The following is an 18,160-nucleotide window of genomic DNA, read 5'->3' as shown; positions in this document are numbered from 1 at the left end:
ATGAGGGAATACCAGTCAGCGAACAAAACAGCACAACGAACGCCGTATATTCGGGTAAACTGACCACCGATTTTTTACAGCTGTGAACGCCGAATGACCCACCAGGATACCTTTCTGATTACCTACTCCGACCTGCTGACTGTTTGGCAGGACTGGTTAGACACCATTCCCCACCCGCCTCTCGACCGCTGGCTGAAACAACGTGCCAAATACCAGAAGCGTTATCATGGTGGTTACCGCATGGCGATCGACAACGCCATGATGGACGCCATGCGCTATCGCCAGCTGGCCGACGCGCTGGAGCACAGTTTTCAGGATCCCGGTTTCGACGATTGGGTGGGATGGGATCAATCCTGGTCCCCCAACAATAGCACCGAGGCAGCACCGCAACATTTTTGGCACTGGCTGCAATTACGCAGTGAAGCCGATTGGCGCACTCCGGAAGTCGCCCAGCAAAAAGCCCGCCGCGAACACTTTATCGAGTTTCGCCAACGGGTTGCCAATACCTCGGATAATGCTCTGTTTATGCTCTGGCATGGCCTCCGTCCAAGCTGGGAACCAGCCCTCAAGCGACGAGCTGAAAAATCCGGCTGGAACGACGATACACTGCAACACTGGATCGAGCAGCAAACCCACCGCCCACCCCTGTGGTTGCGCCAGGTGGCCAGCCAGACCAAACCGGATGACGAGTCACTGGAACGGGCACTGAAACGCGATGGTGTGATTGTGCATCAGTACCCGGTCACTCTGGGGGAGCATAGCTATACCCTTCATGCCGCCGAAGGCGGTAATGACGTCATCCGCAGCGATGCCTTCAAGGCCGGAAAGGTAGAAATTCAGGATGCCGCCAGTCAGCTGATTTGCGAAATGGTCGACGTCCAGCCAGGCCAGAAAATCTGGGATGCCTGCGCCGGAGCAGGCGGCAAGACCCTGACATTGGCGTCAGCCTTGGGTAAAAAAGGCGCCGTCATTGCGACCGACTTGCATCAGTACAAGCTGGATGAGCTAAAAAAACGCGCCAAACGCGCTGCCATCGCCAACATCCGCAACTTTGTCTGGGATGGCGAAGCACCACTGCGCCTGCCGATTGAAATTGCTCGTCAACAGGGTTTTGACCGCATTCTGGTCGATGCCCCCTGCACCAATGCCGGCACCTGGCGCCGGAACCCGGATGCGCGCTGGCGTCTGACGGCAGAGAACACCCGCGAGCTGCATCAATTGCAGTTCAACCTACTTGATCGTGCCGCCAAATCACTCAGAGCCAACGGCCGTCTGATCTACGCCACCTGTAGCTGGCAAGTCGAGGAAAATGAAAGTGTCTGTGGCCGCTTCCTCGAAGCCAACCCGGAATTTGTTCTGGTCCAACAGACCCTGCTGGGCGCTCCGCTAGTGGATAGCGACACCATGTTCTGTGCCGTATTCAGCAAGGCCTGATACTGCCTAACTCGGGTTGGTCATCTTCTGCTTGGCAATCAGGGTGTGCGGTGCGCGCACCCTGACAGCTACCATAAGCCACCAAAGACAAGCCACAGAAGACAAGCAATCTAATTACAAGCACCATCAGAGCAAGACATCGCCCGGAGCCGGGCGATGATTAATGAACAGCGGTTACCGGATAGCAGTCAAATACAGAAAGATTGCAGCGGGGGGAAACCGTTAAACTCAACCGCACTGTAGGTAGTGGTGTAGGCACCGGTTGAGAACCAGTACATACGGTCACCCATTGCCAGATTCAGTGGCAGTTCATATTTGTAGTTTTCATACAGAATATCGGCGCTGTCACAGGTTGGCCCGGCAATCACACACTCTTCTGCTTCACCCTTTTTCTCGACATACAAAGGGTACTTGATGGCTTCGTCCATGGTTTCAATAAACCCCCCGAACTTGCCGATGTCGGTGTACACCCAACGATGTAATCCAAAACGGGTCTTGCGGCTGATCAACACCACTTCACTGACCAGTACGCCGGCGTTAGCTGCCAGCGAACGGCCTGGCTCCAGAATCACTTCCGGGAACTCGTCACCAAAGTCTTCACGCAGGTAACGGGTAATTTCCTCAGCGTAGGTTTCCAGCTCGTTGGTACGACTGATGTAATTAGCCGGGAAGCCCCCCCCCAGGTTGATCATCTGCAGCTTGATGCCGTCTTCTTCTTCCAGCCGCTCAAAAATCCACTTCACCTTGGCAATAGCAGAATCCCACACGCCAATTTCACGCTGCTGGGAACCCACATGGAACGAAATACCATAAGGCACCAGCCCCAGATCACGAGCCAGAATACACAAATCCAGTGCCATATCGGTCTGACAGCCAAATTTACGAGACAACGGCCAGTCGGCGGTTTGCGCACCTTCCGTCAGAATACGAATAAACACCCGTGCACCCGGTGCTGCACGGGCGATGTTACGCAAATCGGCTTCACTGTCGGACGCAAACAGCGTGACACCCTTGTCAAAAAAGTAACGGATGTCCGCTGCTTTCTTGATGGTATTACCAAAACTCACACGGTCGCCAGAAACGCCCAGCGCCAGTACCTTGTCCAGTTCATAACGGGATGCCACATCAAAATTACAACCACGCTGCTGCAAAATAGCCAGCAGTTCAGGGGCCGGATTGGCCTTCACGGCATAATAGGTTTTGGCATATGGAAAACAGCGGATCAAAGAATCCAGTTGCCGGGCAAACAGTTGTTTGTCGACCACCAGACAAGGGGTTTCCTGCTTGTCGGCAAAGGCTTTGATACGCGCAAAGGTGTCGGCGTCGTAGTAGTCTTCTGGTTGAGTGAGCATCTGGCTCGTTGTCTCCTCGAAATGATAGCAGTCAGCGTTGGTGCTGACGGGAAGGCGCAAAGATAGGGGTATTTTCGAGAAGTAAAAGCGCTTTTTTTTTCTCTTGACGATCTTGAAACATGATCGTTACAACAGCCCCGGGACACTCTGGCAGTCAGCTTGCCGAGCCACGCTGAATACCACCGCTACCGAGCCTTGGCAGACATGAAAAACGCCCTTTCCTGTCACCACCAAGTCAGCAATACCTTGACCCAGGTCGTCTCGATACTGCCGTACTGTCACCGGAAAATGCTATAAACCCGTTCATCAATATTTCAACCTGACCCGCAAAACCAAAAGGATGCCCCATGAGCTGGAACGATCTCTATCTGGAAAAACGCCTGACCCCATCACAGGCAGCGGAGCGGCTGAGTGATTGCAGCAATCTGATTCTCGGTATGGGGGTTGCCATGCCGCCAGCCCTGATTACGGCGATTGCCGCTGCCTACAAGGCCGAGACACTGCCAGCACTGAATATCTACTACATGCACGGTTCAGCGACCTTGCAGGAACAACTGCTGACGCCCGCCATGCGCGGCAAATTTACGCCCCGTTGCCTGTTTCTGAGCAGCCACGACCGTCTGGCCCTGCATGCCAACACCGAGCATCCCTGGATCGAATTTGTGCCGTCTGCCTTTCACCAGGTCGGACGCCTGCTGACTGAAAACATCACCCCGGATTGCCTGATGGTAACCGTGTCACCCATGGACAAACACGGCTACTTCAGCCTTGGTACCAACGCCGATTACAGTGCCACAGTGATCCACAAGGCACGCAAGGTCATTGTCGAAGTGAACCGCCACATGCCACGCACCTTTGGCGAGTGCTCGGTGCATATTTCAGAAATTGAAGCTCTGATTGAAGCCGATGTGCCACTCAGTGAAGTGCCCAACGTTGAGGCTTCAGATATCGACTGGGCCATTGCCCGACAGGTAGCCGAACGGATTGAAAACGGCGACACCCTGCAAATGGGCGTGGGGGGCGTTCCTAATGCGGTATTGTCCATGCTGGAACACCACCAGAATCTCGGCCTGCACTCCGAGCTGTTTTCCCCGGCCATGGTCAACCTGATTCAGAAAGGTGCCCTGAACGGACGGGTGAAGCGGGTCATGCAGCACAAGCACGTCTTCACCCTGGCTCTGGGCGATCGCGCCATGTTTGATTTTATGGACGACAACCCCTCAATCGTGGGTTTCCCGGCCTCCTGGGTCAATAATCCCAGCGTCATTCGCCAGAACCCCAACATGGTGTCGGTCAACTCCGCCATCGAGGTTGATATTACCGGCCAGATCAATGCCGAGCAGATTCTCGGCAACCCGTTTTCCGGTACCGGAGGCCAGCTGGATTTTGTTCGTGGGGCTTACGGCTCGAAAGGTGGGCGTTCTTTTATCGCCCTGCACTCAACCGCCAAGGGCGACAGCCTGAGTCGTATCGTGCCGCAATTAACCGGCGGCACCGTGACCGATACCCGCATGGATGCACACTACGTCGTGACCGAATACGGCAATGTTTGCCTGAAAGGGCTGTCGATACCGCAACGGGTTAACGCCCTGATTGGTATTGCCCATCCCAAATTCCGTGATGAATTGACGCAGCACGCTTTCCGGTTGGGATTGTGCCACTGAGTCCAGGTGACGTCAGCGAAGGCCAGATGCGCTCGATTTGATGAAAAATCCGGGGCCAGCAGGCCCCGGCAAAACAGCCACCCGGTGATGGATCCCGGTGGCTGAAGTCGAAGACAGTTACTCGCTGTCAGCGGTGTGGGATACCGAATACTTGATCGCAACGTTACGGGTCTGCTGGAAATCCTCCAACGACATGCCACGGAAGTTGGCGTACAACTCTGGATTGGATACGCCGCGCACCGCTGCGGTTTTTTCAATCAGGAAGAAAATCACCCCGTAATGGATCATTTCGATCCACTGGTTATGGCGCAACATATCACGCTCTTCCTCCGTCAACCCATACTGCTCATACAGCGTTTCTGGATCCTCAAGGAAGGCCTGGCGATGCTGAGGGACAATCAATTCATGCAGAAACTCGTTCATGCGCCATGCCTTGCGGCTGGTTTCGTAGCTGAACGGATAGGTGCCCTCAAGCTCCTCGGAGCCAGACAACTGGTGTGTCATCTTGGCTCGTACCGCCTGTTGCTGCGGTTCCGGCATATCTTCACCCAGGTCTTCCAGTACCAGCGTGGCAATGTTAGTCATGGACGGCAAATAGGTCGCACGATGGACTCGTTTTACCTGATCAGACAGCGCGCCCCGCATGATCAGCCACATAATGACTTCGGCACCTTCCCAGCCTCCCCGTTTGGCGTATTCACCAATCGTCAGCTCGGTCAGTTGCTCAGGATCACTCTCGAGTAAATCAAGAAACTCTTCGTCCCAGGCTTGATTGGTAAATCCACAGCGCTCGCCATGTACCTGATGCGACAAACCACCCGTTGCCACAACGGCGACACGCAACTCTTCCGGGTAACTCTGAATTGCCTGGCGCAGCGCCTTGCCCAGCTTGTAGCAACGCGCAGCACTGGGAACTGGCCATTGCAGCACCCCCACTTGCAGCGGCACGATAGAACCTTTCCAGCCATCCTCATCCAGTGCGATCATCGACAGCGGCGAAAAACAGCCATGATCAATGCCTTTATTCTGGAAAAACGACATATCAAATTCTTCCGCTACCAACACCTGGCCAATATGGCGGGCCAGCGCCGCATGGCCTGGAATCGGCGGAATTGGCGTAACACCACCACCTTCATCCGCAGGCTTGTATTCATCATCCACGCCCATGACAAAAGCGGAATAATGGTCGAAGAAAAAAGAGGTTATATGATCGTTATAAATCATGAATATCGCATCAATATCTTTTTGCTTCAGCCAATCACGCACCACCTCGAAGTTATCGAAGATCGGCTTCCAGGCCGGGTCGGCAGCCTTGTTATTGAGCTTGCCGGAAATAATGGTTGGAGAATGAGACAGGCCAAGGCCGCCCACGATTGTGGCCATATGCTGTTTCCTGCTGGTATGGTTGTTTTAGTTGCGACTATGCTAACCAGCCTGACCCGCTAGCAACACCCCGGAGCAGGAAACCCATCGTTTCCGCAAAAAAACACGTTACCCAAACAGGACCACAATCCAACCATGCTCTGGAACCTCGATGACTTGCCAATTTTTCTAGCCGTTGCCGAACACCAGGGCATATCGTCTGCTGCAGATTACCTGGGGATGGCAAAATCCTCGGTCAGCAAGGCCATTACCCGGCTGGAAAAAGGACTCGGCGTGCGCCTGTTTGAACGTAATAGTCGTCAGTTTCGTATTACCCACGAAGGAGAGACCTTCTATCAGCATTCGCTGGCGGTACTGGAGCGTGCCCACGAAACCGAAGCAGCAATGTCGGCCTTATCGGGTAAACCCTCCGGCAAACTGGTGGTTTCCATGCCGATGTCGTTTGGCCGGGAAATCTTTTCACCCCACCTGGCCCGTTTCCGGCAGTTATATCCGGATATCGAACTGGAGCTGAACATATCCAGCCAGAGCGTTGACGTTATTCGTGACAGCATTGATATCGCGGTGGTGGTAGGCGCACCCAAGGACTCTGAGCTGATACTAAAAAACCTCTACACCAGCCAGTTATTATGTGTGGCATCACCCGGTTATATCCAGTCCATTACAAACGACATACTCAGCCCGGAAGATATTACCGACCATATTCAGGTTATTGAAAAACGTTATGCCAATATGGCGTTACCCTATCGCACGTCCGTCAGCAACGGCAGGTTAAAACCACCCGCCAGCGCGATCAAAATCAACGACCCCTGCAGCGTTCGGGACGCTGTCGCCGCAGGCTGTGGCATCGGTCTGATTCCAGACCAGTATTGCCACCGTTTTATTCAGGATGGTCAACTGCTGCCAATCCTGCCGGGGCTGGAATTTCACCGGGGTATTTCATTGATCTCCGCTGTCTACGCCAGCCGCCGCACCACGGCGCACAAAACCGCGCTGTTTCTCGATTTTCTTGGCGACATCTGCAAACAACTGCCGCAAAAAAGTGGCCCGTCAGCAGGCTGATCGAACAAGGCTATCCATCGGATGGACTTATCAAGGTCATCTTGCTGGTTTAAGGTAGCGGCATTTGATGTCTCGGAGGCAACCGATGGTTGATGGCCACTATTGCTTCCCCCAGTACTTTTGCCCGACAGATGCCCGAGTCTTAACTTTATGCTGAGTTTTTTTGAACGACTGATCAATCCGTTTCCACCACAACAACCAGAACAACCGCCCAAAGGCTTGTATGCCTTTTGCCGCCATTACAGCAAAGGCGTTGAAATTCCGCTGGCATTCATGTCACTACTCACCGCACTGGGCGCCATTCTGGAAGTCTCCCTGTTTGGCTTTATGGGAAACCTGGTCGACTGGTTATCCGAAAAGAATCCCGCCACTTTTTTGCAAGACGAAAGCGCCAGCCTGATCTGGATGTCCGTCGTCATCCTGGTACTGATGCCATTAACCAGTTTCCTGCATTCCGCTCTGGTGCATCAGACCTTGCTGGGTAACTACCCGATGAAAATTCGCTGGCTGGCGCATCGCTACCTGTTACGTCAGAGCCTGGCCTTTTATCAGGATGACTTTGCCGGGCGAATCGCCACCAAAGTCATGCAATCCGCTCTGGCGGTGCGGGAAACCGTCATGAAGCTATTGGATGTACTGGTCTACATTCTGGTGTACTTCACTGCCATGGTCGCTATCGTTGCAGTGGCCGACTGGCGTCTGATGCTGCCCCTGCTGGGCTGGCTGGCTGCCTACATCCTGATCCAGATCTACTTTGTACCACGTCTGAAACGGGTCGCAGCGGAGCAAGCCGACGCCCGCTCCCAAATGACTGGCCGGATTGTCGACAGCTACACCAATATCCAGACCGTGAAACTCTTTTCCCATAGCCAACGCGAAACCGAATACGCCCGCGATTCCATGAAGGCATTCATGACCTCGGTGCACAAACAGATGCGACTCGCCACCGGCCTCAACGTTATGGTGCAATCTATCAACTACGTGCTGGTGTTCGCCGTGGCGGCGCTGTCAATCTGGCTCTGGATGGACAGTGCCATCAGTATCGGTGCCATCGCCATCGCCGTCAGCCTGGCCTTGCGGATTAACGGTATGTCGCAGTGGATCATGTGGGAAGTGGGTGCCCTGTTTGAAAACCTGGGCACGGTCGCCGATGGCATGAACACCTTGTCAACACCACTGAGTGTGCTGGACACACCGGCTGCCAAACCGCTAACGGTCAGCCACGGAAAAATCGACCTGGACACTGTCAACTTCCAGTATCAGGGCATCGACTCCGACACCCACCGCCAAGTGTTCAAGGAACTGGACATTCACATCAAGGCCGGAGAAAAGGTCGGCTTGGTGGGCCGCTCGGGTGCCGGTAAATCGACACTGGTGAACCTGTTGCTGCGTTTTTACGACATTGAGAGCGGCACGATTCGTATCGATGGCCAGAATATCGCCGAAGTCACCCAGGACAGCCTGCGCGCCAACATCGGCATGATTACCCAGGATACCTCGTTACTGCACCGTAGCGTCCGCGACAATATTCTGTATGGTCGCCCGGACGCCAGCGAAGACGATCTGATTGAAGCTGCACGTAAAGCCGAGGCCCTGGACTTTATTGCTGGTCTGCACGACCCCCATGGTAACAAAGGCTTTGACGCCCAAGTCGGCGAGCGCGGTGTAAAACTGTCCGGTGGCCAGCGCCAGCGTATTGCCATTGCCCGAGTGCTGTTAAAAGACGCACCGATTCTGATTATGGACGAAGCCACGTCGGCGCTGGATTCCGAAGTAGAAGCCGCCATTCAGGCCAGCCTGTACAAACTGATGGAGAACAAAACCGTCATCGCCATCGCCCACCGGTTATCAACCATTGCCGCCATGGATCGCCTGATCGTGATGGATCAGGGCCGCATCGTCGAGCAAGGGTCACACCAGCAGCTGCTGGATCAGGGGGGCATCTACGCCCAGCTCTGGGACCATCAAACCGGCGGCTTTATTGGCGCAGACTGAACCACGTTATTAACGCTTAACGGCAGCGCGGCCCAAAGGGCCGTGGCTCCTTGGCGGATTTATCCAGACCGTTTTTCATCGCAATTTGCTGGTTTCTACGCCCCAGCAACCGGTACTGCAACCAACGCTCAAGACGTAGTGCCGACCACTCGCCCCGTTTCCAGCCCTGATTAAACAACCGTTTGGTCGCAGCCACAGCATCTGGTGACTGTTGCGCCAAGCGTTCTGCCAATACCATTGCCTCTTGCAACGGTGCCGGACTTACCTGTGTCACCAGACCATAGTTATGGGCTTCACCGGCACTGAACACTCGCCCTGTCATGGTCAGCTCTTTGGCAATATCCTGCCGGGTCAGATTGGTCAGGCTGGTCAGAATACTCATGTCCGGTATCAGGCCCCATTTCATTTCCATAATGGAAAAGCGCGTTTGCACAGCGGCAAAACGAAAATCCGCCGCCAGCGCAAGCTGCAAACCACCGCCAAAACAGTTGCCATGCACAACCGCAATAACAGGCACCGGCAAGTCACGCCAGCACATGGCAATTTGCTGGGCCAGATTGGTTTTGCTCCAGGGCCACTTCAATAACAAACGCGGGATCATCCAGGGATCTTTGCTGACGGCAGAAAAATCCAGCCCGGCACAAAACGAATCCCCTCGGGCCGCCAATACCACCACCCGGATCGAACGATCCCGACGAATATCCTGGGCGCATTGGATCAGTTGCTGAAACATCGGCCGATCCAGACCATTCAACTTGTCGGGACGATTAAGATAAACCACAGCAATATGCTGATTCACTTCCCAGCTCACACGCTGTGTGGAGGGAGAATGGGTCGGTTGGGGAGTAGCAGTCATGGCACACGGATCCGGCAGAAATATGTCAGCCATACTTCCACAATCAAGCGCCATGGGCTATGACCGGAGAGAACAGAAACAAGTCTTTGCGGTACGAGACCGAAAACAAAAAAACGCCGTGTTGTTTTATAAACAGCACGGCGTTTTTATTATCGTTCAACATCTATTCAAGGCATTTATTCAAGGCATTTATTCAACGCCTTGTTTTACTTGGCTACTTTTGCAATGCGGCGTTGCACATAGGAGCCTGGTGCATCTTCAATAGCTGGCAAGGCATCGCTGCCGGGCTGACGGGCATCCACCTCTTCCATGCCGCCCTGCTTGAGTATCCATTCTTGCCAGTCAACCCACCAGGAGCCCTCGTTGTGACTAGCACCTTGATACCACTCGTCAGCGTCACCCGGCAAAGCGTCGTTGGTCCAGTAACCGTATTTTTTCTTTTGTGGCGGGTTAACGATACCGGCAATATGGCCGGATCCACCCAATACAAAACGGTTCTGACCGCCCAGTACCGTGGCACCCTTGTAGGTACCCTTCCACAAGGCAATATGATCCTGAGCACAGGAGATAAAGTAGCTGGGTGCACTGATCTTACTAAGGTCAATTGGCACCCCAGCCAGCGTAATACCATTCGGTTCGATCAGCTTGTTGTAGAGGTACATATTACGCAGGTAAAAACTGTGCATGGCCGCAGGCAGGTTGGTACTGTCGGTATTCCAGTAGAGTAAATCGAACGCTGCCGGGCGCTCCCCCATCAAGTAGTTATTCACGAAGAATGACCAGAACAGATCGTTTTCGCGCAAGGTGCTAAAACTGAACGCCATTTGGCGGCCGTCGTAATAGCCCACCAGATCCATTTGGCGTTCCAGCGCCGAGATGGCCGTTTCATTAATAAATACGCCAATTTCACCCGGCTCGGAGAAGTCCAGCAAGGTATTCAGAAAGGTGATTGACTTGATCGGTGCCTTCCGTTTCTTCTTGAGGTAAGCCATGGTCGCTGCCAGCAAGGTACCACCGACACAGTAACCAATAGCATTAACTTCTTTTTCTCCAGTGGCTTTCTGAATGGCATCAACGGCCGCAATCGGGCCTTCCAGCATAAAATCGTCAAAGCCCTTGTCGCGCAGTTCCGGGCCAGCATTGACCCAGGAGATGCAAAATACGGTATGGCCCTGGTCCACCAGCCATTTCAGGAAGGAATTATCTTCGCGCAGATCGAGGATATAATATTTATTGATAAAGGGTGGAATCACCAGCAGCGGACGTTTGAATACCTTGTCAGTTGACGGGGTGTACTGAATCAGCTGCATGACGTCATTCTGGAACACGACCTTGCCTGGTGTAACGGCAATATTACGACCAACCTGAAACGCGCTGGTATCGGTCATCGCGATGTTCAGCGATCCCTTGACGCTGCCTTCCATATCTTCCATCAGATGATCCATACCGGTTGCCAGGTTGGAGCCACCAGTTTCAAGGGTTTTGCGAATCACCGCAGGATTCAGGGTAGGGAAATTGGTGGGAGCAAGGGCATTGATATACTGGCGAACAAAATATTCTACCTTCTGGCGAGTTTGATCACTCAAGCCATCGGTATCCGTGATCATCTTCATCAGGAAATTGCCCTGAATCAGATACAGTTGCTTGATATAGTCAAAAACAGGATTCTCTTCCCATTCTTCGTTTTTGAAACGACGATCCGACGGATCCGGTTTGATAATCGGATCCGGAGTCTGCCCCAGAAAGCGCAATACCGTATTTTGATACAATTCTTGCTGCTGCTTCATCAGATCCATCTGATCAGCAATCAGTTTGTTGGGGTTGTCCAGCATCGCTGAACCGACTTCCTGCAGTGCGGCGGAGAAATCGGACAATACAGACGCGGCGGGGTCTTCCCCCGAAGTCGGCTGAACAACCGCCTTTTCCCAGAAGAGTCCGTACTGTTCTGCCAGACGACCTGACATCTCGTAAAAATCGCCGACTGCGACTTCAAAGTTTTCCTTGGTCATATTGGTCAAACCCATAATCCGAAAAGAAGAAAGAAAAAAGGCCACCCAAGGGTGGCCTCAGAAACTTCGACCAGGATTAAGCGGCTTTAGTAGCTGCTTTGGTCGCTGGCTTTGCAGTAGTAGCAGTAGTCGCCGCGGTAGTGCGAGCCTCTTCCATGATGCCTTCTACCTGGGATTTGAACTCCATGGCCATGTCAGAGAAAATTTTCGCATCTTCCATGATTTTCTTGTTCAGCGAGGTGGCAGCTTCAGCCTGTGCAGCAGTGTAAGCACGCATACCTTCTGCGTCTTTCACGTCAGATGCTTTCTTCATCTGATCCAGACCCATCTCGGCATAGCTTTTGATGGCGGTCAGTTGGAAGTCAGTCATTTTTTCCATGTTTTCAACAAACAGGCTGTTGAACTTGGACATAGGCGCATACATAGTTTTCGCTTGTTCTGCGAATGCATTCAGGACGGTATCTTGCATGGTTTTGCTCCTTCAAAAGGTCGTGGTTAGCAAGTATTGCCACAGCCATACTAGCCTATGGCGTTTTACACTTAAATGACAAAAAAACAGAATTGACAGACTTTGTTGCCCCAAATCACAGCTTATTTCACATTTTATTTAAATCGTCGGAAATTTGGCGCTAACCATGATTTTTAATGGCTCATTTTACCCCATAACAATCGTTAGATTCTAACACATGTTAGAAGAACGACTGTGAAGCCGCATAATACCTGACTATCACTCGTTAGAATTTTCTTCGCTTTTTCCGGCCATCATGCCAAACATCAGCTGTTGAAACTGGGTCATGGCATTCATGCTTTCACTGAACAGGGGTTTATATAGCGACATGGCATCATAACCCTCTTCTCCGGACTTCATTTTTTCCATCATTTGGCTAAAAACTTCCTGCTGGAATTGCTGAACGTCCGGTAACCCCATAACCCGGCGAAATTCTTCTGGCGTTAAATCAAAACTGACATTTATTTTCATATTTTTGTTCCTTTTATTTCTTATCAATCTGAATAATTTACTGCTTATTCAAGTTCTATTTTCATACCTTGCCAGGCAACGACCAGTGCCAAAATGGCAACAGCCGCTGCTCCGATAAACACTTGCTCCCCACCCAAATGCCAAAAATAGCCACTCAGCCAGGCCCCTAATGCTCCACCCAAGCCAAATCCGGCACTGGAATACAATGCCTGCCCCTGACCCTGGTTGCCAGCAAACAGCAGCGGGACATAACGAATACAGACAGCATGCAACATGGCGAAGGTGAATGCATGAGAAACCTGAGCCAACAGTAGTACCCATACCTGCTGTGGAAAGGCGGCGATCAAGAGCCAGCGCAGTGCCGTCATCGCCAGGCTGGCCAACAACCAGTGGCGTAAACTCAGCCAGCGTAACAACCACCGCATGCGCCAGAACAAAATCACTTCAGCTATCACGCCCAGTGCCCAAAGTAACCCCACGCTGGCAGATGAGTAGCCATTCTCTTCCAGGTAAATACTGAAGAAGGTATACAGCGGCCCATGGCTCACCTGCAGTAACAGATTAACCAGTAAAAAGGCCATCACTGGCCAGCGCCCAGCCAATTTCCAGATTGAGCTCCCGGCTCCGTCGCCAGTCGGAGCCTGACCCGTACTGATCCGTGTCAGCCTCCAGCTATTGATCACCACACCCAACATCAGCACCAGCATGATCACAGGCAGCCATTGCACACTGATGTATTCAAACAGCCAACCCAACAAGGCGACGGTAATCACGAAGCCGACCGACCCCCAGAGGCGGATACGACTGTAGTCTTCCAGGCTGCTGGCAATGGCTTGCATGGTCAGCACTTCGTATTGAGGCAACATCGCTGACCAGAAGAAGCCATACAGCAACATAACGCCCACCACCGGCCAGAAACCATCTACCCACCAGATCGCACTGAAGCAAACGGCAGTCAGCAACCCGGCAATACGAGCCATGTGCAAGGGCGTTTGAAAATGACGGCTCCAGTGAGCCCAGAGCATGGGCGCAACGATACGGATCAGGGAGAAAGCAGCAATGGCACTACCAATAGCGCCATAATCAAAGCCAAGGGATTGCAGATATGGCCCCCAGTAAGGGGCATTACAGCCAACCAGCGAGAAAAACAGCGCGTAAAAAATCGCCAGGGGTTGGCGAACCTGGCGATGGATATCAGACACCGATAGCTCCGTCAGTGACCTGTTTGACCAGCAAGTCCAGAAATAATTGGTGTACTGCAATACACGTCGCCATTCTGGCCACGGTGACGCAACAAATGGTCGCAGACCACAATGGCCATCATAGCTTCAGCAATGGGCGTGGCACGAATCCCGACGCAAGGGTCGTGACGCCCTTTGGTCACTACTTCGATCGAGTGGCCCTCAACATCAATCGATTGTCCTGGAATGACCAGGCTGGACGTTGGTTTCAGAGCGATATGGGCAACCAGATCCTGACCCGTAGAAATCCCGCCGAGAATACCGCCAGCATGATTACTGAGAAACCCTTCCGGTGTCATTTCGTCACGATGTTCTGTGCCTTTTTGTGCCACCACGTCAAAGCCATCACCAATTTCCACGCCTTTTACCGCATTGATGCTCATCAAGGCATGAGCCAGATCGGCGTCGAGGCGATCAAACACCGGCTCACCCAGGCCCGGCATCATGCCACTGGCAACCACGGATATTCTGGCACCGACCGAGTTGCCTTCCTTGCGTAATGCCGTCATGTACTCTTCCATCGCCGAGACCTTGCTGGCATCTGGACAAAAGAACGGGTTTTGCTCCACCTGTTGCCAGTCAAACTGGCTGTTATCTATGGCAATCGGGCCCAGCTGGGACAGGTAGCCACGAATCTCTATGCCTTTTGCAGCCAGTACTTTTTTGGCTATCGCGCCAGCAGCCACCCGCATGGCGGTTTCGCGAGCCGATGAACGACCACCACCACGATAGTCACGAAAGCCATACTTCTGGTTATAGCTGTAATCGGCATGGGCCGGACGGAATGTGGTAGCAATATTGGAATAATCCCTGGAGCGCTGATCGGTATTTTCGATCATCAGTCCAATCGGTGTGCCGGTGGTTTTGCCTTCGAATACACCTGACAGGATACGCACCGCATCGTCTTCACGACGTTGGGTGGTATAACGCGACGTACCCGGTTTGCGACGATCCAGATCACGTTGCAGATCGTCCTCATTCAGCTCGATGCCCGGAGGACAACCGTCGATAATGGCACCCAATGCCAAGCCGTGACTTTCACCAAAGGTGGTCACAGTGAAAAGTGTTCCAATGCTATTTCCAGACATAGTAATTCCGAGGTAGCGGCCCGGCTGACCGGGACAAGGGGCAGCAACAGGGGCGTTAAATTCAATCTGTATAAAAATCAGTAAAAATAATCAGTCATCAGAGTGCAGTTCAGACAATAGCTCCAACTCGCGGGCTTGCAGTACAAACACGCCGTGGCCTCCACGTTCGAAGTCTGGCCAGACAAACGGCAAGTCCGGGAAAGCAGCCTCCAGAGCAGGCCAGCTATTGCCCACCTCCACCACCAGCAAACCATCATCACTGAGATACTGCCGGGCCTGGCGGAGCATAATCCGCACCAGGTCGAGGCCATCCTCTCCCGCTGCCAGCGCCAGCGCTGGTTCATGCTGGAATTCTTCCGGCAGGCTAGCCATATCTTCCGCATCAACGTAGGGGGGATTGGAGACAATCAGATCGTATTGGCCATGGGCTGCAGCAAACAGGTCAGATTGTAATGCCTGAACCCTGTGCCCCAACCCATGGCGCTGGATGTTTTCCTCTGCCAGCGTAAGCGCATCAAAGGAGATATCCAGCAACTCGACTTCGGCATCCGGGAACTGTACAGCGCAAGCAATACCGATACAGCCCGAACCGGTACACAGGTCAAGAATACGCTGTGGTTTACCCTCACCCTGCCACCAAGGCAAAAACTCATTCTGAATCAATTCTGCAATCGGTGAACGAGGTATCAATACCCGCTCATCCACCACAAACGGCAAACCACAAAACCAGGCTTGCCCGGTCAGGTAAGGTGCCGGAAAGCGGCTGTCTATGCGTTCAACGACCAGTGCAATGACGGATTCACGCTCTTGCTGTGTCAGCCGGGCACTGTACCACTCAGGGGATAACTCCCATGGCAACATCAGCGCATGCATCACCAGCAGCCGGGCTTCATCCCAAGCATTGTCGGTGCCATGACCGAAGTAGATGTCGAATTCGTTCATACGACTGACCGACCATCTCAGCATATCCTGAATAGTACTCAGCTCTTCAATTGCCGCGGAGGCATTCTGATGCAAATACATTTACTTGCCCGCCTAGGAAATCAGCTTAGTTTACTGGCTGCCTGCAGAAATGTCGCGAGCGACAACAGGACAAGGCTCAAATCGATCCGAAAGCAAAAATCGTTCGAATCAGACAGGCTTGCTGAGTAGTCAGCTTGCCGTGACGTAACGGATCTCAGACCACATCCTCAAGCCATACGCTGACCGTAAGGACTGCAGCTACCCTGCTCAAAGGCATCCAGCGCTTTTTCGGCAATATGGCGTCCCAGTTCGATCATCTCTTTAGCACGGTAGAACTCATACATTTCACAGGATTCAATCGGCATATTAATCATCAGGTCGGGCGGATAAGCCGCAGTTTTGAAGCGGGTGAGCGACAGCTGCATGGTTTCAAACATCTGGTTCATCATTTCCAGCTTGCCGATATTTTCATCGACATGACTGGACGCATCGGCCCGACGTTTCGAATCCAGCCAGCTGGTCGCCTTGTCTACCACCGAGTTGAACCAGTCGCGTTTTTGCTGGCCGGTGTCTTCGCGGGCAAAGACAAAATCGTCTGGCATGGCCGCATCCGAGTTCAGGTCGACGGCAAACAGATAATCGGCATGAATGGAGATACAGGGAGAAATCGGTAATGGATTCAGCACACCACCATCCACCAGCGTTCTGCCATTCATCTTCACCGGGTGCAAAATACTGGGAATGGCCGCCGAAGCCCGAATCGCCAAATCCAGCGACCCACGTTGAAACCAGATTTCTTTTTTGGCCGTCATATCGGTTGCGACTGCCGTAAAGGGAATGTCCAGATCCTCTATCAGGCAGTCCTCCAACAATTCGCTGATCATGCTGAACACACGATCACCACGGATCACTCCACTCGACAACAAGGACACATCGACCAGCTTGAGCACATCCAGATACCCCAGCTTGCCAACCCACTCGCGAAAGAGCGGTAACTTGCCAGCGCAATAGAAACCACCGATCACAGCCCCCATGGAACAACCCGAGATACCCACGACGTTATAACCACGAGCCTCAAGCACATCCAGTACACCAATATGGGCATACCCCCGTGCGCCACCACTCCCTAACGCCAACGCGACTGTTTTCGTCATTTTTTATCTCCGTGGCCAAAATACAAAACGCAAGGCAGGCACCAGGCGGCCATCGGGAGGCAGCGCCAGTGCTGCCTGCCCACTGACATTCAACCCCGCTCCCATATCAAAACCGGCGACCCGCAACTGCTGCGCAAGGCGGTCAGAACAGGTCTGATTCACCGACATATCATTCGACTGATAACAGTGCACCACCAGAAACAGACGCTGTTGTACGCCCTGTGACAACGACGTCAATACATTCAGCAATGGCGCACTGGCAACGCTATCGAACTGGCCATCAGTGACCTGAAATCCCGGCAGCCAACCGCTGCTGATACTTAACATACTGCTGATATCCGCACGGTTAACCACTCCCGGCAGCACGTTGTCTGAAGTCTCAATCATATCCAGCCCCACCACCGTCTGACGTGGGCCACGCTGGGTAGCGTAGACCAGCAGCAGTGTTGCCGGAGCTCGCAGAGTGGACGGCGTCGCCGCAGCCGTTGGCGGCAAATAAACCACCATATAGCGCTGTTGATTGTCCCTGCCCACCAAGCGACCGTTTTCAAAGATTTCATTGGCCCAGAAATGACTGCTGCCACAATCCAGATCCTGACACTGGTACAACACTCGCGCCGACATCCCTTGTGCCAACTCATTTTGCAGCGGCTCCAGCAAACCGTCCAGATCCAGTTTTTCACTGGATTCCCACGCCAATCGCCGTAAAGAACCGGAGATCCTCAACTCACGATCCGCAAAGGTCGTCGCCGCAGCACGTTTCTGTGCCGACAACACCAGACGAAAATGATCAATCGAAGAGGTTCGATCCGTCAGCACCCGCGCCCCCACCGGGGCCACCAGCCGACTGAAACGATCCTCATCCGCCGCCTCAACCGGTAATACACTCAAGACCACAAACATCATCAGAATGATCCGACATAAGCGATTGCCGCACCGGTTATTTTGCTGCCGATTTCCAGTCACAGAACTACCTCAAT

15 protein-coding genes are annotated in these 18,160 nt (G+C 53.0%); 4 read left to right on the top strand and 11 right to left on the bottom strand.

Features of this window, described 5'->3' with window-relative positions; all coding sequences use genetic code 11:
• Positions 1 to 93 precede the first annotated feature (93 nt).
• On the top strand, positions 94 to 1,434 hold the full coding sequence (locus WG929_RS13535; protein WP_416206462.1) for an RsmB/NOP family class I SAM-dependent RNA methyltransferase: 1,341 nt from the start codon (positions 94 to 96) through the stop codon (positions 1,432 to 1,434).
• Positions 1,435 to 1,622: 188 nt separating this feature from the next.
• On the opposite strand, the gene WG929_RS13530 is transcribed toward WG929_RS13535, so the two are convergent.
• Positions 1,623 to 2,786, bottom strand: coding sequence for a type III PLP-dependent enzyme (locus WG929_RS13530; RefSeq protein WP_416206461.1), 1,164 nt, complete (start codon positions 2,784 to 2,786; stop codon positions 1,623 to 1,625).
• A 347-nt stretch (positions 2,787 to 3,133) separates the two neighbouring features.
• Between WG929_RS13530 and WG929_RS13525 the strand changes: the two genes are divergently transcribed.
• Positions 3,134 to 4,450 carry an acetyl-CoA hydrolase/transferase family protein gene (locus tag WG929_RS13525; protein ID WP_416206460.1) on the top strand — a complete coding sequence of 439 codons (1,317 nt, stop codon included), beginning with the start codon at positions 3,134 to 3,136 and terminating at the stop codon, positions 4,448 to 4,450.
• Between the two features lie 117 nt (positions 4,451 to 4,567).
• Here the strand turns inward: WG929_RS13525 and WG929_RS13520 are convergent, their stop codons facing one another.
• The gene (locus WG929_RS13520) at positions 4,568 to 5,833 is read right to left on the bottom strand and encodes a gallate dioxygenase (RefSeq protein WP_416206459.1); all 1,266 of its coding nucleotides are present in this window, start codon (positions 5,831 to 5,833) and stop codon (positions 4,568 to 4,570) included.
• A 135-nt stretch (positions 5,834 to 5,968) separates the two neighbouring features.
• Here WG929_RS13520 and WG929_RS13515 point away from each other — a divergent pair, with 135 nt between their 5' ends.
• Both WG929_RS13515 and WG929_RS13510 read left to right on the top strand, forming a co-directional pair.
• Entirely contained in the window at positions 5,969 to 6,895 is a 927-nt protein-coding gene (locus tag WG929_RS13515; RefSeq protein WP_416206458.1) for a LysR family transcriptional regulator, read from the top strand.
• Between the two features lie 150 nt (positions 6,896 to 7,045).
• On the top strand, positions 7,046 to 8,890 hold the full coding sequence (locus WG929_RS13510; protein ID WP_416206457.1) for an ABC transporter ATP-binding protein: 1,845 nt from the start codon (positions 7,046 to 7,048) through the stop codon (positions 8,888 to 8,890).
• Positions 8,891 to 8,906: 16 nt separating this feature from the next.
• Here WG929_RS13510 and WG929_RS13505 read toward each other — a convergent pair whose 3' ends face one another.
• The 9 genes from WG929_RS13505 to WG929_RS13465 all read right to left on the bottom strand — a co-directional run bounded on the left by WG929_RS13505 (position 8,907) and on the right by WG929_RS13465 (position 18,086).
• Positions 8,907 to 9,746, bottom strand: a complete 840-nt coding sequence (locus WG929_RS13505) for a crotonase/enoyl-CoA hydratase family protein (RefSeq protein ID WP_416206456.1) — start codon at positions 9,744 to 9,746, stop codon at positions 8,907 to 8,909.
• 206 nt (positions 9,747 to 9,952) lie between these two features.
• Positions 9,953 to 11,770: a class I poly(R)-hydroxyalkanoic acid synthase gene (phaC, locus tag WG929_RS13500; RefSeq protein WP_416206455.1), complete on the bottom strand. Its 1,818-nt coding sequence runs from the start codon at positions 11,768 to 11,770 to the stop codon at positions 9,953 to 9,955.
• Positions 11,771 to 11,831: 61 nt separating this feature from the next.
• Positions 11,832 to 12,224, bottom strand: a complete 393-nt coding sequence (locus tag WG929_RS13495) for a phasin family protein (protein ID WP_369857400.1) — start codon at positions 12,222 to 12,224, stop codon at positions 11,832 to 11,834.
• Positions 12,225 to 12,482: 258 nt separating this feature from the next.
• Entirely contained in the window at positions 12,483 to 12,734 is a 252-nt protein-coding gene (locus WG929_RS13490) for a DUF6489 family protein (protein ID WP_369857399.1), read from the bottom strand.
• Positions 12,735 to 12,778: 44 nt separating this feature from the next.
• Positions 12,779 to 13,936 (bottom strand): MFS transporter, encoded by a 1,158-nt coding sequence (locus WG929_RS13485; protein ID WP_416206454.1) that lies wholly within the window; start codon positions 13,934 to 13,936, stop codon positions 12,779 to 12,781.
• 11 nt (positions 13,937 to 13,947) lie between these two features.
• Positions 13,948 to 15,063: a chorismate synthase gene (gene aroC, locus WG929_RS13480; protein ID WP_369857397.1), complete on the bottom strand. Its 1,116-nt coding sequence runs from the start codon at positions 15,061 to 15,063 to the stop codon at positions 13,948 to 13,950.
• Positions 15,064 to 15,153: 90 nt separating this feature from the next.
• Positions 15,154 to 16,086, bottom strand: a complete 933-nt coding sequence (prmB, locus tag WG929_RS13475) for a 50S ribosomal protein L3 N(5)-glutamine methyltransferase (RefSeq protein WP_416206453.1) — start codon at positions 16,084 to 16,086, stop codon at positions 15,154 to 15,156.
• A 167-nt stretch (positions 16,087 to 16,253) separates the two neighbouring features.
• A complete protein-coding gene (locus WG929_RS13470; RefSeq protein WP_416206452.1) occupies positions 16,254 to 17,180 on the bottom strand; it encodes a patatin-like phospholipase family protein in 927 nt (308 codons plus the stop codon).
• 3 nt (positions 17,181 to 17,183) lie between these two features.
• The gene (locus tag WG929_RS13465) at positions 17,184 to 18,086 is read right to left on the bottom strand and encodes a DUF4892 domain-containing protein (RefSeq protein ID WP_416206451.1); all 903 of its coding nucleotides are present in this window, start codon (positions 18,084 to 18,086) and stop codon (positions 17,184 to 17,186) included.
• Between the last annotated feature and the right edge of the window lie 74 nt (positions 18,087 to 18,160).

The organism is Oceanobacter antarcticus, from assembly GCF_044962685.1.
Lineage (GTDB): Bacteria > Pseudomonadota > Gammaproteobacteria > Pseudomonadales > Oceanobacteraceae > Oceanobacter > Oceanobacter antarcticus.
Note: the sequence above shows the minus strand (reverse complement) of the source record. Positions and strands in the feature narration are given on the sequence as shown.